The 21,919-nt window shown below is 44.6% G+C and carries 29 protein-coding genes and 11 tRNA genes; 20 read left to right on the top strand and 20 right to left on the bottom strand.

Features of this window, described 5'->3' with window-relative positions; all coding sequences use genetic code 11:
* Positions 1–54: 54 nt before the first annotated feature.
* From OCV20_RS02225 to OCV20_RS02140, 18 genes are all read right to left on the bottom strand, one after another.
* A complete protein-coding gene (locus OCV20_RS02225; RefSeq protein ID WP_086774736.1) occupies positions 55–738 on the bottom strand; it encodes a hypothetical protein in 684 nt (227 codons plus the stop codon).
* Positions 738–1,388, bottom strand: a complete 651-nt coding sequence (locus OCV20_RS02220) for a hypothetical protein (RefSeq protein ID WP_086774735.1) — start codon at positions 1,386–1,388, stop codon at positions 738–740. Before OCV20_RS02220 ends, OCV20_RS02225 begins: the two co-directional genes overlap by 1 nt.
* Positions 1,385–2,308, bottom strand: a complete 924-nt coding sequence (locus tag OCV20_RS02215; protein ID WP_086774734.1) for a hypothetical protein — start codon at positions 2,306–2,308, stop codon at positions 1,385–1,387. Before OCV20_RS02215 ends, OCV20_RS02220 begins: the two co-directional genes overlap by 4 nt.
* On the bottom strand, positions 2,289–2,495 hold the full coding sequence (locus OCV20_RS02210; protein ID WP_004735824.1) for a hypothetical protein: 207 nt from the start codon (positions 2,493–2,495) through the stop codon (positions 2,289–2,291). The genes OCV20_RS02215 and OCV20_RS02210 overlap by 20 nt, the downstream gene beginning before the upstream one ends.
* Positions 2,495–2,641 (bottom strand): hypothetical protein, encoded by a 147-nt coding sequence (locus tag OCV20_RS02205; RefSeq protein WP_170960258.1) that lies wholly within the window; start codon positions 2,639–2,641, stop codon positions 2,495–2,497. The genes OCV20_RS02210 and OCV20_RS02205 overlap by 1 nt, the downstream gene beginning before the upstream one ends.
* 2 nt (positions 2,642–2,643) lie before the next feature.
* Positions 2,644–2,916, bottom strand: a complete 273-nt coding sequence (locus OCV20_RS02200) for a hypothetical protein (RefSeq protein WP_004735826.1) — start codon at positions 2,914–2,916, stop codon at positions 2,644–2,646.
* A 9-nt stretch (positions 2,917–2,925) separates the two neighbouring features.
* Complete coding sequence (locus tag OCV20_RS02195) at positions 2,926–3,741, bottom strand: major capsid protein P2 (RefSeq protein ID WP_086774733.1); 816 nt, start codon at positions 3,739–3,741, stop codon at positions 2,926–2,928.
* 12 nt (positions 3,742–3,753) lie between these two features.
* On the bottom strand, positions 3,754–3,882 hold the full coding sequence (locus OCV20_RS02190) for a hypothetical protein (protein WP_004735828.1): 129 nt from the start codon (positions 3,880–3,882) through the stop codon (positions 3,754–3,756).
* 307 nt (positions 3,883–4,189) lie between these two features.
* Positions 4,190–5,005 carry a hypothetical protein gene (locus OCV20_RS02185; protein ID WP_414503111.1) on the bottom strand — a complete coding sequence of 272 codons (816 nt, stop codon included), beginning with the start codon at positions 5,003–5,005 and terminating at the stop codon, positions 4,190–4,192.
* On the bottom strand, positions 4,914–5,381 hold the full coding sequence (locus OCV20_RS02180; protein WP_086774731.1) for a hypothetical protein: 468 nt from the start codon (positions 5,379–5,381) through the stop codon (positions 4,914–4,916). Before OCV20_RS02180 ends, OCV20_RS02185 begins: the two co-directional genes overlap by 92 nt.
* Positions 5,368–5,907, bottom strand: coding sequence for a hypothetical protein (locus OCV20_RS02175; protein WP_086774730.1), 540 nt, complete (start codon positions 5,905–5,907; stop codon positions 5,368–5,370). Before OCV20_RS02175 ends, OCV20_RS02180 begins: the two co-directional genes overlap by 14 nt.
* The gene (locus OCV20_RS02170; RefSeq protein ID WP_086774729.1) at positions 5,900–6,217 is read right to left on the bottom strand and encodes a hypothetical protein; all 318 of its coding nucleotides are present in this window, start codon (positions 6,215–6,217) and stop codon (positions 5,900–5,902) included. The genes OCV20_RS02175 and OCV20_RS02170 overlap by 8 nt, the downstream gene beginning before the upstream one ends.
* A 65-nt stretch (positions 6,218–6,282) precedes the next feature.
* Positions 6,283–8,169 carry a replication endonuclease gene (locus OCV20_RS02165; protein WP_086774728.1) on the bottom strand — a complete coding sequence of 629 codons (1,887 nt, stop codon included), beginning with the start codon at positions 8,167–8,169 and terminating at the stop codon, positions 6,283–6,285.
* A gap of 18 nt (positions 8,170–8,187) precedes the next feature.
* On the bottom strand, positions 8,188–8,379 hold the full coding sequence (locus OCV20_RS02160) for an antitoxin MazE-like protein (protein WP_086774746.1): 192 nt from the start codon (positions 8,377–8,379) through the stop codon (positions 8,188–8,190).
* Positions 8,379–8,648 carry a hypothetical protein gene (locus OCV20_RS02155; protein ID WP_086774745.1) on the bottom strand — a complete coding sequence of 90 codons (270 nt, stop codon included), beginning with the start codon at positions 8,646–8,648 and terminating at the stop codon, positions 8,379–8,381. The genes OCV20_RS02160 and OCV20_RS02155 overlap by 1 nt, the downstream gene beginning before the upstream one ends.
* Positions 8,649–8,653: 5 nt before the next feature.
* Positions 8,654–8,902, bottom strand: a complete 249-nt coding sequence (locus OCV20_RS02150; protein ID WP_086774727.1) for a hypothetical protein — start codon at positions 8,900–8,902, stop codon at positions 8,654–8,656.
* Positions 8,902–9,075: a hypothetical protein gene (locus OCV20_RS02145; protein ID WP_157896349.1), complete on the bottom strand. Its 174-nt coding sequence runs from the start codon at positions 9,073–9,075 to the stop codon at positions 8,902–8,904. The genes OCV20_RS02150 and OCV20_RS02145 overlap by 1 nt, the downstream gene beginning before the upstream one ends.
* Before the next feature lie 9 nt (positions 9,076–9,084).
* The gene (locus tag OCV20_RS02140; protein WP_086774726.1) at positions 9,085–9,315 is read right to left on the bottom strand and encodes a helix-turn-helix domain-containing protein; all 231 of its coding nucleotides are present in this window, start codon (positions 9,313–9,315) and stop codon (positions 9,085–9,087) included.
* A gap of 159 nt (positions 9,316–9,474) precedes the next feature.
* Here OCV20_RS02140 and OCV20_RS02135 point away from each other — a divergent pair, with 159 nt between their 5' ends.
* The 5 genes from OCV20_RS02135 (at position 9,475) to hemW (ending at position 13,508) form a co-directional block, all read left to right on the top strand.
* Positions 9,475–10,134: an XRE family transcriptional regulator gene (locus tag OCV20_RS02135; RefSeq protein WP_086774725.1), complete on the top strand. Its 660-nt coding sequence runs from the start codon at positions 9,475–9,477 to the stop codon at positions 10,132–10,134.
* On the top strand, positions 10,131–11,105 hold the full coding sequence (locus tag OCV20_RS02130) for a phage integrase (protein ID WP_108721726.1): 975 nt from the start codon (positions 10,131–10,133) through the stop codon (positions 11,103–11,105). The genes OCV20_RS02135 and OCV20_RS02130 overlap by 4 nt, the downstream gene beginning before the upstream one ends.
* A gap of 136 nt (positions 11,106–11,241) precedes the next feature.
* On the top strand, positions 11,242–11,673 hold the full coding sequence (locus OCV20_RS02125; RefSeq protein WP_048605845.1) for a DUF4426 domain-containing protein: 432 nt from the start codon (positions 11,242–11,244) through the stop codon (positions 11,671–11,673).
* 48 nt (positions 11,674–11,721) lie between these two features.
* Complete coding sequence (locus tag OCV20_RS02120) at positions 11,722–12,321, top strand: XTP/dITP diphosphatase (protein WP_050621016.1); 600 nt, start codon at positions 11,722–11,724, stop codon at positions 12,319–12,321.
* Positions 12,321–13,508: a radical SAM family heme chaperone HemW gene (hemW, locus tag OCV20_RS02115; protein WP_086774724.1), complete on the top strand. Its 1,188-nt coding sequence runs from the start codon at positions 12,321–12,323 to the stop codon at positions 13,506–13,508. The genes OCV20_RS02120 and hemW overlap by 1 nt, the downstream gene beginning before the upstream one ends.
* Positions 13,509–13,627: 119 nt before the next feature.
* Here hemW and glsB read toward each other — a convergent pair whose 3' ends face one another.
* Positions 13,628–14,548: a glutaminase B gene (gene glsB / locus OCV20_RS02110; RefSeq protein ID WP_048611451.1), complete on the bottom strand. Its 921-nt coding sequence runs from the start codon at positions 14,546–14,548 to the stop codon at positions 13,628–13,630.
* 349 nt (positions 14,549–14,897) lie between these two features.
* Positions 14,898–15,617, bottom strand: coding sequence for a tRNA (guanosine(46)-N7)-methyltransferase TrmB (gene trmB, locus OCV20_RS02105; protein WP_050651842.1), 720 nt, complete (start codon positions 15,615–15,617; stop codon positions 14,898–14,900).
* 165 nt (positions 15,618–15,782) lie between these two features.
* On the opposite strand from trmB, the gene mutY reads away from it, so the two are divergent.
* The 15 genes from mutY to OCV20_RS02030 all read left to right on the top strand — a co-directional run bounded on the left by mutY (position 15,783) and on the right by OCV20_RS02030 (position 21,909).
* Positions 15,783–16,844 (top strand): A/G-specific adenine glycosylase, encoded by a 1,062-nt coding sequence (gene mutY / locus OCV20_RS02100; protein ID WP_086774723.1) that lies wholly within the window; start codon positions 15,783–15,785, stop codon positions 16,842–16,844.
* A 28-nt stretch (positions 16,845–16,872) separates the two neighbouring features.
* Positions 16,873–17,145 carry an oxidative damage protection protein gene (locus OCV20_RS02095; RefSeq protein ID WP_010435637.1) on the top strand — a complete coding sequence of 91 codons (273 nt, stop codon included), beginning with the start codon at positions 16,873–16,875 and terminating at the stop codon, positions 17,143–17,145.
* Positions 17,146–17,214: 69 nt separating this feature from the next.
* Complete coding sequence (gene mltC, locus OCV20_RS02090) at positions 17,215–18,348, top strand: membrane-bound lytic murein transglycosylase MltC (protein WP_086774722.1); 1,134 nt, start codon at positions 17,215–17,217, stop codon at positions 18,346–18,348.
* Between the two features lie 103 nt (positions 18,349–18,451).
* Positions 18,452–18,527, top strand: a tRNA-Phe gene (locus tag OCV20_RS02085).
* A 74-nt stretch (positions 18,528–18,601) separates the two neighbouring features.
* Positions 18,602–18,677, top strand: a tRNA-Thr gene (locus OCV20_RS02080).
* Between the two features lie 7 nt (positions 18,678–18,684).
* Positions 18,685–18,760: transfer RNA gene (locus tag OCV20_RS02075), tRNA-Phe, on the top strand.
* A 56-nt stretch (positions 18,761–18,816) separates the two neighbouring features.
* A tRNA-Asn gene (locus OCV20_RS02070) sits at positions 18,817–18,892 on the top strand.
* Between the two features lie 71 nt (positions 18,893–18,963).
* Positions 18,964–19,039: transfer RNA gene (locus OCV20_RS02065), tRNA-Thr, on the top strand.
* A gap of 7 nt (positions 19,040–19,046) precedes the next feature.
* Positions 19,047–19,122, top strand: a tRNA-Phe gene (locus OCV20_RS02060).
* A gap of 56 nt (positions 19,123–19,178) precedes the next feature.
* Positions 19,179–19,254, top strand: a tRNA-Asn gene (locus OCV20_RS02055).
* Between the two features lie 375 nt (positions 19,255–19,629).
* On the top strand, positions 19,630–21,255 hold the full coding sequence (locus OCV20_RS02050) for a methyl-accepting chemotaxis protein (protein ID WP_086774721.1): 1,626 nt from the start codon (positions 19,630–19,632) through the stop codon (positions 21,253–21,255).
* A 234-nt stretch (positions 21,256–21,489) separates the two neighbouring features.
* Positions 21,490–21,565 (top strand) — tRNA-Phe (locus OCV20_RS02045).
* 56 nt (positions 21,566–21,621) lie between these two features.
* Positions 21,622–21,697: transfer RNA gene (locus OCV20_RS02040), tRNA-Thr, on the top strand.
* Between the two features lie 24 nt (positions 21,698–21,721).
* Positions 21,722–21,797 (top strand) — tRNA-Asn (locus OCV20_RS02035).
* Positions 21,798–21,833: 36 nt separating this feature from the next.
* A tRNA-Thr gene (locus OCV20_RS02030) sits at positions 21,834–21,909 on the top strand.
* Positions 21,910–21,919: the final 10 nt, after the last annotated feature.

Raw genomic sequence — 21,919 nt, 5'->3', positions numbered from 1 at the left:
ATCAGGAAAAGCAGTACTAGCCAATACTTAATATTCATTATCACTAAACCCTTGTTAATCAGGCACCGGATAAACGACTTCCTCAGCAATCCACGCCTTTTTGATATGAATAAGCCCAAACAAGTTTTCTAACGTTGCAGGTGCCTCTTCCAAGTAAACCATCACATCATTAGTCATATCTTCCACATCGAAAGAAATTTGAAGTTCTGATTCTGCAATACTGGCTACATCGCCCGGTTGAACATTAAGAACAACATCAGACGAGCCATCGAATACCAATGACGAATCACTCGAAGAGTACGCAGCCGTCACACTGCAATACGTGCCTCTATATGATGGGGCGGCTTGAGTCTTAATTCCGATTACGCAAGAAATAGGAGTATCTAACGCGCTCACCTTCGCAGCCGTTGACGCATCAAGATTTATCTTCCCTTTGAGCGTGACCGACATCATTAACGATACAGAATCATAAGGCTCCGCTTTCGTTATCAAATCGACTGCTGACTTTAATTGCATTCTCCGACCCCACTCACCATTTATGCTTTCATTTCGATGATACAGAGCCGCGTTATGACCACGCTTAGGATTGTCATAAAGGTTATTTAAGATGGTCACGAAACCGGACGCACTCCCGCCATCTTGAGCACCTACAGGAATACTGGCCAAAGCATTAGCCCCGACTTCCTCAACTGAGCCCGAACTCGAAGAGGCTTGGGGCGGATTTGAAAGTTGAAACATTAGATGAACTCCCCTACTTTGACGCTATCGCCTATAGCACCTTGCAGTGTCACAATGGCATCCGTTTGAATTAATGTATGACCGCCAGCGGTAAGATCAATTAAACCTTGCACCAACACGGGACTGGCATTGTTGGTAGAAGCCTGAATAAAGAGCCCTTTACGTCCAGCTTTCCCATCAATAATTTGCTCATCGCTTGTTAAACCCAACAACCCACTGCCGACCTTTTGCAAGGTGTATAAATCAGCAAGCTTTTCCACCTTGAGGACGTCATTTTGAATGCGTGTTTTTACCTCGGTTTGGACTTCGCCCACCTTTATGGGGGAGAGAACTTTATCAACGGTAATTGGCGTTAAAATCTCGCTAATCGCTACCGAATTACTGATATCAATTTTTTGCGCTTTGGTGATGATTGGAACATCTGCGATTTGATATTCAATCGTCACGGCATCCGCTTTGTGATTAAAAAGTTCAAGCTCGTCAAAACGAGTGATATCAACCGTGTCACCGCGTTCAATCTCTACAGGTCGCAGAGCATCACCGCGCAGCATGACGGTATTACTCGCCTCACGCATGATGAGATACTTACCAGCCTGACCCGCGTTAAATTTGATGGCTTCGCCAGTATTTAAAGTATGCAGTTGCTTCATTGTTTACGCCCCGCGAACATATAAGCCATCGTTAGTACCGAGACGAGAATCCCGACCATAAGAGACACATTTTTCAGTAGCTCGTTATTGCTTTCGTTCTCACCCGTTTGCTCTCGCGCTTTTGCTGCCCCTGCTATGGCAAGAGCTGCTTTGGTCGTTTCCGTTTGTTGGCCTGCCATGGATTTAATGGAATCTATCGCGTGCTCGCTAAGATTTGCATTTGCATCCAATGCGCTCTCACCAAAACTGAACGCTCCGTCTAACGCTTTCTCACCAAAGCCCAAAGAGGCATCAACGGTGTCTGCTGAAAAATCTAATGCGTCAGTTCCGAATTTAAACGCTTCTTCTGCCGTTCGACCTGCAACCGCCATTGCGCCATGGTCAGTCATGCTTAAATTAATGTCAGAGTTTTCTATCCCTGACAGCGCAAAGCCATTGTTATCGCCACCGATACCTTGGCTATTGCTTTTGTTTGTGGTTGTAGTGACGGTTTTCGCATCACTCTTTGAGCTACTTTTCCCGCCCATATCATCAAACCTTATCTGTAATACATGCTCATTCTTGTGAGTTTCAATCTCTCGAACAGGCAATCGTAATTTACGCTGAATATAGCGATGGGCTCCGCGTTTGCTAAAGTGGGCGCGAATGGAGTCAAACCCATTCGCTTTACCGTGATTAATGGCACTGAGCGTACCCGCGGCCATATCACCCGCTAACGCAACAACCACCAACTCCTTGGAGCCTGATTGTGATTGCTCACCGCGCAGTAACATGTAGGTATCTTCCACTCGATAAAGGGACTCTCGCCCCTCTTGAACTTCAATTTCTGCTTGTTTGAGGTAATCACCAAGGGCTTTACATAGCCTCGGCTTGGCATTGCCCCAAGTTTCAGGAATTAAGTTACTTTCGAGTGAGAACATACAGCGCAATCAGAGCAACAAGCGCAATTCCCCACCACGGTATGCCGTTGTTGCTGCCAAAATTCATTGCGCCAGCAGTAAAGCCACTGTTATTTGTGGTGTTAGATGTGTTACCTGATTTTGCTGGACCCGAAGACCCGCCCGTCAAGCCACCGCCACCCGTTAAAGACGTTAATGAACCTAGCATTAGCGAAACACTCCCGATTTGTAGGCAAGGTATAACAAGGCAATCAACGCGGTAGCAGTCAGAGCCTTATTGATGCCCTGACTCACACCAAACCCAAGCGCAGACCCAAGACCAAGACCACCTAAACCAATGAAAAGTAATGGCATAACTATTTACCTTTCAGCATGACAACAAGCAGAACCAGCACTAACAGCGCAGCAATACCACCACCGATGTAAAGCAGGGTGTTATCTTTCGCTACAAGTGAGCCTTGAGGGGTTGTAACAGCGTTGCCGTTATTATCAACAACGGGTGCGTTAGGTTGCTGGGTCGTGTTCGGGTTCGATGAATTGTCATCATCACCAAACAGCCAATCGGCATTTTCACCCACGCTATCGAGCGCACCGCCCCCAAACTCTAAGAGGTCATCAAAAAAGCTCATATAAGCTCCTTAGCTTCGACCCGCGAGCATTTCAGGGCGAACCACTTTCACCGATTCAACCAAAATAGGGATTGAGCCAGCTACGTCACTCGTTGTTACTGAGAACTTCAAGTTAGAGCTGTGCTGTGTTGGAAATAGCTCATCGATAGAGAAACCACGCACAATAGGATCAAAGTGAAAGTAACCCGCTTGAGGTGTACGTTCATTACGCTTGGCGTTCGCTTCATTGATAAACTTGTTGGCTTCGTACTCTTTGACAAAGTCGCGCTCAACTTCGAGTTTAGTGATACCCGTGTGCATGAAGTGCGCACGACGTAAACTAATCAACGGGCTTGATACTAGGCTTGTGAATTCGTTCACCCCTGCCGCGTTTGCTGGCATGGTTTCACGCTTGACCATTGGCACGATGATTCGTGCAGGTTGTGCATTCGTCACCCACGCATGGACTTGAATCGATAGCGGGTCACCACTGGCTTTCGCTTTAAACTGGACATCTAAGTGAATGTTGTCACCCGCTTCCGTCACCAGCCCCGTGTAGCGAACACCATTTTTAGTACGTGCGGAAATATCACTAAATGGGATCACATAGTGGCCTGTTGTATGAGCACGTTGTTTGTAACGCTCAAGCATCAAAATCTCACTGCCCGTTAAGACATAGATTTCTTCTGCATTAAGCGTGATAGACAAACGCTCGATATCGGCGGCTTCGGCATTGGTCTCTAGTACCAGCTCTTGATAAGTAGGACCTACTGGGATAGGTAGCGTACCTTTTTGCCCCCAAGCAGCACCGACCATTGAATTAAGTTTGATTGGTTTTACTGACATGTTTAACTCTCCTTAAAACCAGCCACGCTTGCCGTTAATGAGTTCTTTGACTGCTTCTAGCGTTGATACGTTATTGATGATGGCAATCACCAGTAAGGTCAGTACTACAGCAATCAACATGTTTTTATGTTGAGCTTTCATGAGTTCCCCTGTCTCTCGACGTTGGATTGTGAATAATCAAATTGAGCGTTTATCAAATAGGAGTGAGGATAAAAAAGGAAGGGAAAGTAACCTATAGGTTGAACGGGTAACCTATAGGTTGAAATACGATGCAGGCATTAACGTAGAAAAGTAATAATTAATGCTAATCAACCAAACAAAAAAGGGTGATACCGTCTGATGGGTTCATACAGGCGTATTGGTATATGACGCCTGTTAAAACTTGATACCTACTCCATGCCTTATTTTTAGGCAACTCCCTCAACCAGCCCTGCGAGAGGGAGTTTTTTTACTTATAGTTCAATGCTAACTTGGTGCCCTCTCTACAATTTAAAGCTTTGTGTTCGATATTGCCGATACCATCACCAATCAATAAGTATTCGGCTATCGGTTTACCAATGCGTTCTTTATTGACCTTGGCAGATTTCAGCCCCGCTACGATATTCACATCCAACCCGCGTTTATCCGCTATCCAGTGCGCATCACTCATTGAGTTAACCGCGCCCACCCACCAAACGCTTGATTGTTCAGTCACGGTTTTTGGTACTTCTTGCCCTCGTTGAAACACCGTATGCACCACCAGACCGTATTGACGACCTCCGCGCAAAAGCTCACCCGCACGACCTCGAAGCTTGCCCGAGGTTTCAACACATGACGCCAATTCTTCGATAACGGTGTAAAGCTGACTAGCTCGACCGTTACCCACCGACCACACCACCGACGCAAAGAACTCTAATTCGTCGCCCGTTGCCCCGTTTGCTGGAATATAGGCCAGCTTAAACGAGCCACCACGACGACGCGCCATAATGAGCGTTTTGACAAAGGTTAAACGTGATGAAGTGCCGTGACACATTTGACCTTGGAACTTGCTCCCTGCGTAGTTGGTGTAAGGGTCAAAAAAAACCGCTTGAGCCGTTTTAGGGACTAGCCCCAAATGCTTAACGGCTGAGGTTTTACCCCCTCCTGTTCCCGCCACATAAATGGTGTGCTCGGCATCATGTGACGGGTTCGAGTTAACGGGGTTCGGTAGGGCTAGGGGCTTCGGTTTTTTCACCGTCCACCTCCTTTGATTGTTGCAGCATGACCAATTGCTTTTTAGAGGCATAAATCAAACCAAGAACCGCAAGCAATAAGGTTGCCTCTTCAATATAATCCCCAAACACGCCCATAAGCGTACTACCGTGTTTTGCAAAGACAGGCTCAGCCGCATCCATCACCGCTTGCTTACCTTTACCGTCAAACTCAAATTCAACTCCCGAAATGATGGAGGTCGCTTGCTCGGTTAAGGCAAACAAGATATTCAGTAAGCCCGCCATTGCTTCCGTTTTATCTTCGGTTACCGTCTCGGTTGGCTCGGTTAAGCCAACTAAATCGCTGTCGGTTTTCTCTTGTTCTTCTAGCTGATGAATAACGGAGCCAAAATCCCCCCAATCATCCAGTTCAACTTGTTCACCTGGTAAGGTTTCGTTAGCTTGCTCCATGTTCGCCCCCTTGCGGTTGTTCGGTTGGGGGTTTCGGTAGCAGTTGAGACACCGCCCAAATGACAAAGATAATCGACGCTAACCCCGTGATTACTCGTTTAAAGGGGAATTTACTTGGGGTCTTTTCTGTTTTTTCATCATCGACCGTTTCGGTTATCTCTCGGTTGGAAACCGCGTCTTTACTGACTTCATCCATTTGCACCAATTCAGTTAACTCAATTGCATCGATAGGGTTAGGCTCGGTTATCAAATCCGACTCAATAACCGAACCTTTCTCGGTTAGGTTCGGTTTAAGTTCGGTTAACTCAGCAACGGAATTAGCTTTGATGAACTCCGTAACCTTTTTGCTATTCGAACTGTTACCGCACTCAGGGCAACGGTAATACATCAATCCAATGTTACGGCTGTTTTTTGGTGGCTCACCAGACGCGATCAATTGCCCCTCACCCACTTGGTGAGTGGTGGCGGCAGACTGGCAAACAGGACAAGCAATATACCCACGAACAGGGTTTTCATATTTAGCCATGTTTCACCTCGACGCTTTCCACATCACCAAGTTGCTCTTGGTTGGCCACAACGACAGCGCGGTACTTATTGCGCGCCACTCCATTGAGTTTTTCGAGTTGCTCTAATTGCTCAAATAGATTGACTGGAAGCCCTAACGCCTCCAGTGATAAGTTGCCACCCATCAACATCCCCATGGCTTTTTTCATGAGCTTGCTGGTATCCATTTCTTTAAAGCGGTCAATCTCCACTTTCATGTTGCTGGTTAGTTTGTCAGCCGCGTCCAAAGCAGCTAAATCTCGCTGGCACTCTTCAAGCGATAGTATTTTCATTTCAATCCTCTGTCTCACGACGTTGTTTAGTGTTTAGCCCCTGATTCACATCGTTGGCCATTGGTTTAAGTCACTCTAAGCTGTCTATTTCGAATGCTTAGAGTCGTGAATTTATCAATAGGTATTTTTGCCCCCATGGATAAAGGTTTGAGTAAGCATTGAACCCCTTTAACGCTCCATCCGGTCACGTCCATCAATGCATTCTCTAGCGGTGTAACCTCATCCTTTGGAGGCGGGTTACACTTATTTTCAGTGCTCCAAGACGAAGCTCCGCTTCTTTGGGTTAATTCGCTTCGCTCATCTTTCCACGCATCCACATCGCACTTCGCCACAATAGAAAAACGCTCGCTGCACGTATCGATCACATGACCTAACCACTTAAGGCCAATCACCCGCTTGGTTGTTTCACCGTACTGATTAAATTGCTCTTCATGAGCAAGACGCAAATCCCCAATGTTTTGAGCAAACTCTTTCCAACGTGAACTGTCTGCATGGTCATACAGATTCATTAACTCTTCATCAATGGCCACGTCCGATTTATTGGCACGTCTTAATTGTCGCCATAGACCAACAGCAGGTGCGCCCGATTGTGAAAACTGCTTTAAGCCCCACGCACTCGCCCACGCTCGAACGGATACGGCTATCTCGCTCGCTTCGCCCTCTGGCATGTGCGCCCCGTTAATGTTCTTTGATATGTATTTGATGATGTAACCCGTTGCGCTCCCTTTGTTGGGGTCGCAAGGTTTAGCATGGAAACGCGCTTTACGTTGTTTTTTGGTATGAAGCTCGTCACCGTCTTCACTACGGGCAATCGTGGCGCAAATGCGCATTAGGTCGGCTTTGTGCTCTTTGGCGCAATACACAAACGCATGGAGGTGTGGAGTGCCGTCTTTGTGGGGTTCGGCCACCCGTAGGCCAAACCAAGGTAAATCAATCTTGGCAAAGTGAGCGCGGGCAAGTTTCCACTGCTCCATTAGGTTTTGGTGCGCCTCTTTGACGGTACAACCGTTCCATTTGTACGAATTACGATGATATTTAGACGGGAGTGTCCATGTGATAAATACGCCCTCAAAACCCATATCAATCGCACGCTCTTCATCACCTCGGCTACGAACAACCAGTTCAACGCGTCGGTTCTCTAGGTTGGCGGTCGTACGTGAAGCGACTTCCGCAAGGTTGAACTCCTGCATGGTGTCGTGGCTAATCACCACCATGTTTTGCATGAACTCTTCGGACTCACGCATCTTCTGTTTAAAGTTGGATAGCGTTAGACGTGATACGTAGTGCGTTTGACCTTGCTTCTTACCGACATTGCCTAGGGTTACTTGAGCGTGCTCAATGTATTGCTTGCGTAGGCGTTTAAGTTTGCGCGTTAAATATTTCGGGTCGATACAACGACGAATAGCGCACTCTAAAATGGTTTCAGCGTCTTGAATGGTGAGCTTCTTACCTATATCACTGGTATCAGCGCTAGGCGGCTCAATGAATGCTTTTAACATCACGTCACGGATTTGTTCAAAGCCGTAATGTAATGCCTCGTAGTAATCCAGAGAGCTATCAGGAATACCATCAATGCGTTTTTCAGTTTCGACAATAGCGATATCGTTAATGATATCGGCAAAGGCCACCGTAAGCTTGACGGCAAAGTCTTTGATTAGGTCGTCACTCATGAGAATGTCATGAGTCAGCTCTAAAGGATTAGGCTCATAGCAGACATAACCAAAAGGGAATTTATTTGTGAAGTGATGAGCGACTTCATCAACAAAGTTCACTCGCTCTTTAGCGAATGCGGATAGATTACGGTCAGTAGGATTGTCGCGATTCTTACGTATCCCAATCTTGAGGTCGATATCTTGGCGCAGCATCACGGGTAAGTGTGCTGTAATGTTCGAGACGAACTGACCAACAGACTGGTTTACATTAGGTTGATAAAATCGCTTGTAGGTACTCATGGTGTCACCAGTGACGGGTTATAAACGCTCTAAAGAAATGTACTTACCGGATTGGGTATCTCGCAGAGTATTAAAGGTTAAATGACGAAACTCACAACATGCTTTCGCCAACATGTAAAACTCGCTTTCTCTATCATCTGGAACCCATAGCGTGACCTTTTTAAGTCCTTGCGCTTTCTTAGCTGCCTCATACTTGCTATTGCGGCTCATCATTGACCTTCTTTTTCATTGTTAACCGAACCCCATGACTCAATACACCCATGCTCAGTACAGGTGTAAGTCAGTGGCTTTGGCTCTGATTGAACACGCTTTCTAATACCGTGCTTTTCTTGAAGCCTCGATATTAGGAAACGCGCTCTCTCGGTCTTCTTTGGATCAAAGTTTTCAAGCGCTGCCATATCAGGGCAAGGCTTGTGTATTGGGTCGGTAATAGGCAGATCAACACTTGAAACTGCCTCCTTGTAAATTACGTCGCCCATGATGGTCATTTCGGCAGCTCAGGCCATGGAGAACCTGAGTTCATGATGTTATAGATGGATACTTCATTCTCTTTTTCGTCAAGAGAGTCTGCATAAAAACCCCAATAGCGTTTCACCCTTTCAGCTTTACCATCCAAACCAGTATCAAGGCACTGAACGAAAGCAAATCCACGACCGTGAGTTCGGGCGAAATGGAGTTGGCATTTAGGATGTGAACTATCAAAAAGAAGGTTATTTTTAGTTTTCGCTCTCATTATTCACCTTCCACTTCTTTCAATAGGTTCATGGCTTCAAGTGATTGATTACGGACGTGTAACCAAAAGCTAGAATTGGTTTTACTAGCCTTTCTGGTTGCATAATCAAAAAGCTCTTTAGCTTCTGTGTAGGTGTTAACGTTGATATTGATTGAATGAATTGGTGTTTTCATAAAGCCCCCTTAAAACGTTCTAAAAAAACTATCTTTCGCGTTCTCATCAGCATCAACTTGAGCGTGCTCCCAAAGCACAAGCATGTTGATATAAACCTTTTTCTCTCCACGCTTTTTCTTCTTAGCGGGCAACTTTCCTTCATGGATCATATTGCGAACAGCTTGTGGCGTAATTCCCCACCGACGAGCGAACTCATCAACTGGCAGATAAGGCATATCTAGTTGAACTCGTATGTTCATGTTATATTTCCCTATTACATTCGGATGCACTCAAACACTTTCATCCTTATGAGTTTCAATAAAAACAAAAAATCAACCCAAATGAATAACATCTTAATTCATTTGGATAAAACAATACTTACCCACTCCGGATAACTCAGTCAATAGAGGGTTTATTACATGGATGAGAAGCTAATTAGTTTTTCTAATCAGTTAAAGGAACTTAAAGGCACAAAGTCAGTTAGGGCATTCGCAGAGCTATGCGGAGTTCCTCAACCTTCAATGCAAAATTACATTCATGGCATGCGCGCCCCATCACTAGAAAATTTAATTAAAATTTCTCATGCGAATAATGTAAGTATCGACTGGCTAGCAGGCACATCTAATGTGTCTTTAGAGAATGCCAAGATAGTGACAGAGAGCGATTACACATCTATTCCTATCTATTCGGCTGAAGCCAGTGCAGGGAATGGTTGTTTTACTGACACGGACAAAGTCATAGGTAAGCACTTAGTTTTCACTGATGATTTACAACGTCTAGGCCTTAAAAAAGAAAAAACCTGCGCTATCAAAGCCAGCGGGGACTCTATGGTGCCTACATTGATGAATGGTGATTTATTAGTAATCGACACGCGAAAGCAGGAAGGCGTACTTGATGGTGTGTATGCAATAACCCTTGATGACAGTCTTCTTGTTAAAAGGCTGCGTTACGATTTAGCATCACAGGGCTATCATATTATTAGCGATAACGAAGACCACGATAACTTTCTTTTACCTAAAGGTGAGTTAGAGAGGCTACATGTTAATGGTCGTGTTCGTCAGGTCGTTAAGAACTTATGAGCATCAAAAAACAAGGCTCTCAGTACCTTGTTGATGCTCGCCCACAAGGTCGAGAAGGAAAGCGTTACCGCCGTAAATTTGAAACGAAATACGAAGCGCAGCAATACGAAAAGCATCTGCTCGCAACCGCACATAATAAAGATTGGTTAGAAAAGCCAACCGATAGGCGCAGCTTAAGTGAGCTCATCGATTTGTGGTGGAAGTACGAAGGACAAGCAAAAAAAACGGCTACTACCTATCTACGAATATTAAAGCAAATCGACAGGGAACTAGGTAAGCCTAAAGCCCACCAGCTCACCCACAAATTGCTAGCTGAATACCGAGCTTTCCATTTAGAAAAGAATCTTGCTTTAACTACATTCAACAGAAAAATAATGAGCCTAAGTAACGTTTTCACCGTACTTATCGAAGCTCAAGAGTACCATAGTCAACACCCAACTCATGGTTTTAAGCTCTCTCGTCCAAGAGCAAAAGAAATGCATTTCTTATCTAACGATGAGATAAATATATTACTTCTCAAACTAGATGGTGATGCGCTCAAAGTAGCAAAGGTATGCTTGGCTACAGGAGCAAGATGGAGCGAAGCGGAAAGCCTAAAGGGAAGTAATCTGATTCATGGTCGAGTAACCTTTGTTGATACAAAAAATGGGAAAAACCGAACGGTTCCGATTAGTGAAGAGCTGGAGAAAGAGATCAAACAAGATGGAAATGGCCGCTTGTTTGGCGAATGCTACACTAGCTTTTATCAATGCTTAAAAAACTGCGATTTTGGTTTACCAAAGGGACAAGCCTCCCACGTTCTTCGACACTCATTTGCAAGTCACTTTATGATGAATGGTGGTAACATACTCGCATTACAAAAAATACTTGGTCACGCTACAATTCAGCAGACAATGACGTATGCTCATTTTGCTCCTGATTATTTGTTGGATGCCGTTAGATTTAACCCTTTAACAAGATCCACAAAATGACCACATTAACTATACACACCCCATCATATGTAAATAAAAACAGTATCACTAAGCCTTTATTTTACTGGGATTCGTTAATTTAAAAGAGTTATAGAACCCATCCTATGATGGCTTTTTGCTATTTATTGGAGTCATTATGCGTTTATGGATAACAGCACTACTCACCGCTCTTGTTGCCTTACCGAGCTCTGCAGGGCAATTTAAGAACATTAAGGATGTCGAGGTTCATTACTCGGCTTTTAATTCCACGTTCTTAACTGCGCAAGTCGCTAAACAATACAAACTTAAGCGAAATGGATACTCAGCAATCCTCAACATCAGCGTGTTAGACAAGGCTTCTCTAGGCAAGCCTGCGACAACGGCTAAAATTACGGGAACAGCGAAGAACCTCGTTGGAAACACCCGAACTTTGAAGTTTCGAGAAATCAAAGAAGGCGATGCGATTTATTACCTTGCTGAGTTCCCCGTAACTCACGAAGAAAACATCACCTTCGACATCGATGTTAACGCAGGCCTAAAAGGCACGGGTCCACTGCGTTTCACACAGAAATTTTATATAGAAGAGTAAGCTCAAACCTTACTTTTCATTTATTAACTTATTTAGAGCTACATTCCCATGAGTAAGATTGTTTTAGCAACAGGCAACCAAGGTAAAGTTCGCGAGATGGCAGATATTCTGTCTGAGTTTGGTTTTGACGTTGTCGCACAAAGTGAATTTAACGTTTCAGAAGTCGCTGAAACAGGAACGACTTTCATTGAAAATGCCATCATCAAAGCTCGCCACGCAGCGAAAGAAACAGGGCTGCCAGCCATTGCTGACGACTCAGGTTTAGAGGTTGATTACTTAAATGGTGCTCCGGGCATCTACTCAGCGCGTTACTCAGGTGAAGGGGCAACCGATAAACAGAACATCGAAAAATTGCTAAACGCGATGCAAGGTGTCGAAACTGAAAAGCGTACTGCGCGTTTCCACTGTGTGTTGGTGCTAATGCGTCACGAAAACGATCCAACACCATTGGTGTGTCATGGTAAATGGGAAGGTCGCATCCTTACTGAAGAACATGGCGAGAATGGCTTTGGCTACGATCCTGTATTCTTTGTTCCAGAAGATAACTGTGCATCTGCTGAACTCGAATCTACACGTAAAAAACAGCTTTCACACCGCGGTAAAGCCCTTGCTGCACTATTCGAAGCAATCAAAGAGCAAGCTCTGTAATGCACAATGCAGCACTAGTTCCACCAGCTCTTAGCCTTTATGTACACATCCCATGGTGTGTACAAAAGTGTCCGTATTGTGACTTTAACTCTCACGCTCTGAAAGCTGAGATCCCTGAAAAAGAGTACATCGATGCACTGCTTGAGGATCTCGATACTGATATCGAAAAATATCAGCTCAATGGTATGCCTCGCCCATTGCACTCAATCTTTATTGGTGGTGGCACTCCGAGCCTATTCTCTCCAGAAGGAATTGGCCGATTGCTACAAGGCATTGAACAACGAATCCCGTTCAAACCTGAAATAGAAATCACCATGGAAGCTAACCCGGGAACTATCGAGGCTGAGCGTTTTGCGGGTTACCAAAAGGCAGGGGTGAGTCGAATCTCGGTGGGTGTGCAAAGTTTTGAGCAAGAGAAACTGGAAAGACTTGGGCGTATTCATGGTCAAGATGAAGCGGTCAACGCAGCTCATTTAGCACATAAGATTGGATTGAATAGTTTCAACTTAGACTTAATGCACGGCTTACCCGATCAGAGTATTGAACAAGCGTTGGCTGATTTGGATAAAGCGATCGAACTCGACCCTCCGCACTTATCTTGGTATCAGCTAACAATAGAACCTAACACCATGTTCTATTACAAAACACCAAAGCTGCCTGATGATGATGACCTTTGGGATATCTTCGATCTAGGCCATAAAAAGCTCGCGGACGCAGGGTATGTACAGTACGAAATTTCAGGCTACAGCAAGCCGGGATATCAGTGCCAACATAACCTCAACTACTGGTGCTTTGGTGACTATCTAGGTATTGGCTGTGGCTCTCATGGCAAGCTAAGCTTTACAGATGGACGCATTGTTCGCACCACTAAGGTTAAACACCCTAGAGGCTATTTAGCGGCTTACCAGAACATGGTGAAACCGTACCTATCCGATGAATTTGAAGTGCCGAATGAAGACCGACCTTTTGAGTTCTTTATGAACCGCTTTAGGTTAATGGAAGCATGTCCAAAGCAAGATTTCATTGATACGACAGGGCTTGGTTTTGACTCGATTCAAGAAACGATTGAATGGGCAAAAGAGCTAGGCTACTTGAACGAAACCGACACTCACTGGCAGATCACTGAAAAAGGGAAGCTATTCCTAAATGATTTGCTGGAAGCCTTCATGGCAGAAGAAGACGAATAGATTCGAGAAGCATTGGTGTAAGGGTTGGCTTTAGGGTCAACCCTTTTTGTTTTATAGCCCCCTCTCGGAGCGAAGCGTTCTATAGGACAAAGTCCGTACTCGAATCTCGCATCTTTCTCTTAGAAAATAGAACGACCAATTCGCTCTGAAAGCAACTCTAGAGCTTTAGTACCTGCGAGCGAGTTGCCAGAAGGATCTAACTCTGGGGACCATACAGCGATTGTCATCTCACCCGGAACGATGGCAATAATACCGCCACCAACGCCCGATTTTCCTGGCATACCAACACGGTAGGCAAACTCCCCCGCACCATCGTACAAACCACATGTGGCAAGCAAAGCATTCAACTGCTTGGTTTGAACTGGCGTGATGATCTCCTTCTTGGTTTGAACCGACACGCCTTTGTTTGCCAAGTAGCTAAAGGTTTTTGCCAAATCAACACACGTCATTTTAAGCGCACAGGCATGAAAATAGTTATTCAGAACAGGGATAACATCATTTTCAAAGTTACCAAATGAGCGCATCAAGTACGCGATAGCCGCATTACGATCGCTGTGCATCATTTCTGACGCCGCTACTATCTTGTCATACACGATATGAGTGTCGCCCGACAACTGGCGCACAAACTCTAACAAGCGATGTCTCGGTGCTGACAGGCGGCTTTGTAAGAGGTCTGCTACGACAATAGCACCCGCATTGATAAACGGGTTGCGGGGAATCCCCTGCTCCATCTCAAGCTGAATCATCGAGTTAAAGGCTTGACCAGAAGGCTCTTTGCCTACTCTTTGCCAAATCTCTTCAGGCTTATATAGCACCATAGCTAGCGTCAGGCTCAAGGCCTTAGAAATAGATTGCACAGAAAATGCTTCTTCAGCATCGCCTGCTTTAATCACCTCACCTTCATTGGTGTATACCGCGATCGCCAGTTTCTGGTTCGATACGCGAGCCAGTGCAGGGATATAATCAGCGACCTTTCCCTGTCCAATTAAAGGACGAACTTCGTCTAAGATCTCGGCCAAAATAGCTTGAGTTGGTTTCATGTGCGCTTACTTCTATATTGTTATTTTTGTAGGGGTGTAACATATACCAATCGTAGTAAATAACTGCTCACTCTAGCTTGTTAAAATGCTCGATAACTACGTTAGAATTTTTGATTGTAGAGTAACTGCTTATCGAAAAATGCTGCCTTGTTCTCAAGCCTTTTTCCTACGCTATTTCTGATCACTTACTTACTGTGATTGGTATTACTTTCTGTCGTTAAGCCTTTACTGAAATAAAAGCCTAAGGACAAAAAAGCCAACATTACAATAATGTTGGCTTTAATCAATCCCATAAAGTGTAGGGGTTAAATCCTAAGTCGGATTACCCTTCACTTAATTTGATTCGAAGTTACTTAGTACGTTTGAACTTAATGTCCCAAACACCATGACCTAGACGATGGCCACGAGCTTCAAACTTAGTTAGCGGGCGCTCATCCGGACGAGGGATGTAATCACCATCTTCAGCGATATTTTCGAAGCCTGGAGCTACGTTCATCACTTCAATCATATGTTCTGCGTAGTTTTCCCAGTCTGTTGCCATGTGGAAAATACCAGAATCAAGTTGAAGCTTGCCGCGAACCATCTCTGCAAACTCAGCCTTAACGATACGACGTTTATGGTGACGAGCTTTGTGCCACGGGTCAGGGAAGAACAGTTGCAGAGTATGCAGGCTGCTATCTGGAATCATGTGTTCAAATACTTCTACAGCATCGTGACACATTACACGTAGGTTAGTTACGCCAGCATCGCGAGCTGTACCTAAACACGCACCAACACCCGGGCTATGAACTTCAATACCTAAGAAGTTTTTCTCAGGTGCGTTCTTTGCCATTTCAACCAGTGATGCACCCATACCGAAGCCAATCTCTAGTACAACCGGGTTATCGTTGCCAAATACTTCTTTCCAGTTAAGAAGCTCTGGGTTGTAGTCGATACCCATTGTTGGCCAACATTCATTCATCGCGTTCTCTTGGCCTTTTGTTAAGCGGCCTTCGCGGCGAACAAAACTACGGATCTTACGAACCAGTTTGCCGTCTTCAGTATATTCGTTAGTGGTCACTTCACTCATTGATTTTTGCCTGCACATTGATTAATCAAAGCGGGGATTATCCAAAGAATTGCCTCCGGTGCAAGTCTTTCCGTGGATAAATTCCCACACAATTTGTCTGTTTTACATCCAACGTTAAGTGTGGTGCAATTTCGCTTCTAATAATAGCAAAGCATAGAGCATGTCGTGACTCCTTTCGCAACCGCCATATTAAAGTGGTATGACGCCTACGGGCGTAAAGAATTACCTTGGCAACAAAACAAAACCGCCTACACCGTTTGGCTATCTGAAATCATGCTTCAGCAGACTCAGGTTGCTACGGTGATTCCATACTACCAGCGCTTCTTGGAACGCTTTCCTACGGTTATCGACCTAGCGAACGCCGAACAAGATGAGGTACTCCACTTATGGACAGGGCTTGGTTATTACGCACGAGCTCGTAATCTACACAAAGCAGCCAAGATCGTTGCTGAGCAATATGGTGGTGAATTTCCGCTTTCTATCGAAGAGATGAACGCGCTACCGGGCATCGGTCGCTCGACTGCAGCTGCAGTGCTGTCTTCGGTTCATAAGCTTCCTCATGCGATTCTTGATGGCAATGTAAAACGAACGCTTGCGAGAAGCTTTGCCGTTGAAGGGTGGCCGGGGCAAAAGAAAGTCGAGAATCAGCTTTGGGAACACGCCGAAGCACATACTCCGAACAAAGATGTCGATAAGTACAACCAAGCAATGATGGACATGGGTGCGATGGTTTGTACTCGTAGCAAGCCTAAGTGCACCTTGTGCCCGATTGAAAGCATGTGTGAGGCCAAAAAGCTCGATAGACAGCTCGACTTCCCAGGCAAAAAGCCTAAAAAAGAAAAGCCAGTAAAAGAAACATGGTTTGTGATTCTGTATCACGATAACCAAGTGTGGCTCGAACAGCGCCCTCAATCCGGTATCTGGGGCGGATTGTTTTGTTTCCCTCAAAATGAAAACGCAGAGATCGAACATCAACTAGATCTTCGCTCGATCAAAGACACTCAAACCAATTCAATCAAGACCATGATTGCGTTTAGACATACTTTCAGCCACTACCACTTAGATATCACGCCAGTATTGGTGAAATTAGATAAACAACCAGATTTGATAATGGAAGGGACTAAAGGTCTCTGGTATAACTTATCAAAACCGGAAGAAATTGGCCTAGCCGCTCCTGTAAAGCAGCTTATTGAGAGCCTACCCTTTGAACTGAACGACGACGTTTGAATCAACGAACGCGATAAGAGGAACCACTATGAGCCGCACTGTATTTTGTGCTCGCCTTCAAAAAGATGCTGAAGGCCTAGATTTTCAACTTTACCCAGGTGACTTAGGTAAGCGTATCTTTGACAACGTGTCTAAAGAAGCTTGGGGACAATGGCAAAGCAAGCAAACTATGCTTATCAATGAAAAGAAGCTAAACATGATGGATCCTGAGCATCGTAAACTTCTTGAAACTGAGATGGTTAACTTCCTTTTCGAAGGTAAAGATGTCGTAATTGATGGCTATACTCCACCAAGCGAATAAGACATTTATTTAAGCAAATTTTAATGACATCATGGTTAACGCTGCGATGTCATTTTTGTATGAGGAACTATGAAAAAGCTAAGTTACTTCCTAACAGCCATGTTATTAACGGGCTGCAGCCGTGAATTTGTCGAAAGCATTTATGATGTTAATTACGAACCGACCAACCGATTCGTAAGCAACTTGGCAGAGCTACCTGGTCAGTTTGAAAAAGACACCGGAGCACTAGATGCTTTGATTAATAGCTTTTCTGGCAATATTCAAAAACGCTGGGGCAGTAGGGAAGTAAAAATGGCAGGTAAGAGTAACTATGTGAAATACATAGATAATTACCTGAGCCGTTCAGAAGTAAACTTTAGCGAAGGCCTCATAACGGTAGAAACGGTCTCCTCGACTGAACCTAAAAAACACCTCAAAAACGCAATCATGACAACGCTTTTGACGCCAGATGATCCAGCGCATGTCGACCTATTCTCTTCCAAAAGCATCAAATTAGAAGGCAGGCCTTTCCTCTACAACCAAGTTGTAGACCAAGAAAAAAAGCCTATCCAATGGTCTTGGCGCGCTAACCAGTTCGCTGATTACCTGATCGCTAATAACCTAAAAACCAAAGAAGTCGACTTTAAAAAAGCCTATTACGTTGAGATCCCAATGGTGGCCGATCACGCCAGTCAGCGTAGTTATCAATACGCCGATATCGTTCGACGAGCATCTCAGCGTTACGACATTCCTGAAGACTTGATCTACGCGATTATCAAAACAGAGAGTAGTTTCAACCCCTACGCGGTGAGTTGGGCGAATGCATACGGTCTTATGCAGGTGGTGCCTAAAACCGCAGGTCGAGATGTGTTTAAGCTAGTAAAGAACAAGCCTGGAGAGCCAAGTCCTGAGTATTTATTCAATCCAGAAAACAACATTGATGCTGGCACCGCATACTTTTACATACTCAAAAATCGTTATTTGAAAGATGTAAAACACCCGACAACGCTCGAGTACAGCATGATTTCAGCATACAACGGCGGCACGGGTGGCGTACTCAATACCTTCAGCAAGGACAGAAAACGAGCAATGCGAGACCTAAACTCGCTGCAACCTAGCCAAGCATACTGGGCACTTACTAAAAAGCACCCAAACAAAGAGTCGCGCCGATACTTAGAAAAAGTAACAAAATTCAAGAAAGATTTTAACCAAGGTAAAACGTAAGCCTCACTTTTGAATAAAAAAACAACTAACGAACGTTTTTTTTAATTATTTTCAAAAAAGGTGTTGACGGTTATGAAGAAAATCCGTTTAATAGCGCTCCGTTGCCCGGATAGCTCAGTCGGTAGAGCAGAGGATTGAAAATCCTCGTGTCGGTGGTTCGATTCCGCCTCCGGGCACCACAATTTGATTTGTTGGTGTCAACACTCTTTAACAGGGAGTAGCAACACGAACAAAAGCATAAAGAATTTAGTGTGCCGACTTAGCTCAGTAGGTAGAGCAACTGACTTGTAATCAGTAGGTCACCAGTTCGACTCCGGTAGTCGGCACCATTCTTTTGCCTCGATAGCTCAGTCGGTAGAGCAGCGGATTGAAAATCCGCGTGTCGGTGGTTCGATTCCGCCTCGAGGCACCATTATTTGGTACTTAACAAATAATGGTCTTTATAGACCTGATGTTGAGACAAGTAATTCCCCTTTAGTTCAGTTGGTAGAACGGCGGACTGTTAATCCGTATGTCGCAAGTTCAAGTCTTGCAAGGGGAGCCATTTTTAAAGGACTTCATTTTTTATGAGGTTTTAATTGAAGAGTTTAACTCTTTAAGCAAAGAATTTAGTGTGCCGACTTAGCTCAGTAGGTAGAGCAACTGACTTGTAATCAGTAGGTCACCAGTTCGACTCCGGTAGTCGGCACCATTCTTTTGCCTCGATAGCTCAGTCGGTAGAGCAGCGGATTGAAAATCCGCGTGTCGGTGGTTCGATTCCGCCTCGAGGCACCATTATTTGGTGCTTAACAAATAATGGTCTTTATAGACCTGATGTTGACACAAATAATTCCCCTTTAGTTCAGTTGGTAGAACGGCGGACTGTTAATCCGTATGTCGCAAGTTCAAGTCTTGCAAGGGGAGCCACATTCAAGAAAGCCAAGTCGAAAGACTTGGCTTTTTTTCGTTTGAACAAAAGCAAACTCTATTCAATATACTCATCAGCTCTACTCTTAATCAGTCTCGATAAATTGAGTTATCTCCTTCTAGTACTCTTACTACAGCAGCAGATTCTAAGTTCTATAAAGCATATCCATTCCAACAGAACCAACTCCTTCCAAAGTTCATGACCCGCTAATATTCACATTAAAACAAACAGAATTCAGTTCCGTTACTTTTTTTCTTCGAAAATTTAATCTCTATCATGCTTTGATGTCTTTCTAATATCTGCCTTACACCACTTAGATTAAGATTCGATGAATTATACCTAATACTAATTATTGAATCGCTGCGCGGGGAAATATGAAACTAAAAACGCAAGCTTACTTATTATCGGGCATCATCTTGATCGCCCTGCTAGCACTGACGGCTACTGGTTTATGGACATTGAGAGTCGCTAGCAACATGGACAACAAAGCTCGCGTGACAGAGCTATTTAAGAGTGCATACAGCATCCTTACTGAAGTGGAGAAGATGGCGATTGATGGCACTCTAGAAGAAGATCAAGCTAAGCAACTGGCTACTCGCCTTCTTCGCAACAACATCTATAAAGATAATGAATATGTTTACGTAGCCGATGAGAACATGACGTTTGTCGCGACACCATTAGATCCTCAACTACACGGAACCAGCTTTAACGACTTTAAAGATGGTGACGGCAATAGTGTTGGTCAGCTAATCCAAAGAGTACTTGGTAATCGCACTGGCCAGATCATTGAGTACACCTGGACACAAAAACTGCCAGATGGAACGATTGAAGAAAAACTGTCTATTGCTGAGAAAACACCACATTGGGGCTGGGTTGTCGGTACCGGTATCGGGTTCAATGAAGTTAACGCTCGTTTCTGGTCTACCGCTCAATGGCAGTTATTCCTTTGTGTCGTGATTGCTGGTCTTATTCTATCGAGCCTAATTGTATCCATTAAACGCATGCTAGCGCTTCTTGGCGGCGAACCTAAAGACGTACGAGAAGCAGTACAAGCCGTAGCACAAGGTCGAATTCAAACCTCTTTCGAAACTCAGGCAATTGGCGGCAGTATCTATCACGCAGTGCAACAAATGAGTAAGTCACTGGCTGAGCTAGTATCAAACCTTGATGCTTCAATGCTGGCATTAAGAGGCGAACTGCAGCGCGTTGAAGATCGCGCTGGGTCAATTGCTCAACTGACAGAGACCCAACAGCAATCAACAGAGATGATCGCGACAGCAATGACCGAGATGGCCTCTTCAGCCAACAACGTTGCTGATTCAGCTAGCGATACCGCGCGCAACACCGACGAGGCCGACAAACAGAGCCAGCACACCCAACAACTCATTCACAACACAGTAGATAACATTCAAGGCCTAGCAGGCCAACTAGGCACAGCAAGCGAAGCTGTCGCTAACCTCGATAACGATGTAAACAACATTGCAAAAATATTGGATGTGATTGGTGATATAGCAGAGCAAACTAACCTGTTGGCACTTAACGCAGCCATTGAAGCAGCTCGAGCTGGCGAACAAGGTCGGGGATTTGCTGTTGTAGCAGATGAGGTTCGTAACCTTGCAGGCCGAACACAATCGAGCACCAAAGAAATCCAATTAATGATTAATAACCTTCAAGAAGGATCTCGCAACGCAATTCAAACCATGGAAGTTTGTGCCGCGACTAGTGAAAGCACCGTAACAGAGTCTCAAAACGCCTCTGAAGCACTACAACAGATTGTTGTCGCATTAGAGTCTATTTCATCAATGAGTCATCAAATCGCGACAGCGGCCGCTGAGCAGACTCAGGTGAGCGATGATATATCGAAGCGTATCAATATGATCGAAGAGAGCGGTAACCAACTGAGCAATGTCGTAACAGAAAGTCATAACAGCACCCAAACTCTTGCCTCTCTTTCCAACGAATTAGAAGCTTGGGTTAATAGGTTTGAAGTAAAACACTAAACTCCCTAGAAATTTTTAAATAAAAAAGCACGTTTTCATACGTGCTTTTTTTATTTCGGCGCCCATTCAGTGTAGTTAACCGTAGTTTCACTATCTTTTAGGGCATGCTAGACCTAGGTTTTTCACCCCAAACGAGCAAAAACAACCCACTAAGTATAGAAAAACATCAAACGATACTTTTTTTGCAATTTAATGTTGACCCAGAACGCGAAAACACGTTTAATACACCTCGTCGCCCGGATAGCTCAGTCGGTAGAGCAGAGGATTGAAAATCCTCGTGTCGGTGGTTCGATTCCGCCTCCGGGCACCACAATTTATTTGTTGGTGTCTTAGACAACAACAGTAAAGCACAAAGAAATATTATGTGCCGACTTAGCTCAGTAGGTAGAGCAACTGACTTGTAATCAGTAGGTCACCAGTTCGACTCCGGTAGTCGGCACCATTTCTTTAAAGCTTTAAGAATAATTCCCCTTTAGTTCAGTTGGTAGAACGGCGGACTGTTAATCCGTATGTCGCAAGTTCAAGTCTTGCAAGGGGAGCCAAGTTAATCATCAAGCATAAGCTTTTTGATTCATGATGCCGACTTAGCTCAGTAGGTAGAGCAACTGACTTGTAATCAGTAGGTCACCAGTTCGATTCCGGTAGTCGGCACCATTCTCTTGAT

The organism is Vibrio coralliirubri, from assembly GCF_024347375.1.
Taxonomy (GTDB): domain Bacteria; phylum Pseudomonadota; class Gammaproteobacteria; order Enterobacterales; family Vibrionaceae; genus Vibrio; species Vibrio coralliirubri.
This window is presented reverse-complemented; position numbering and strand designations above follow the sequence as displayed.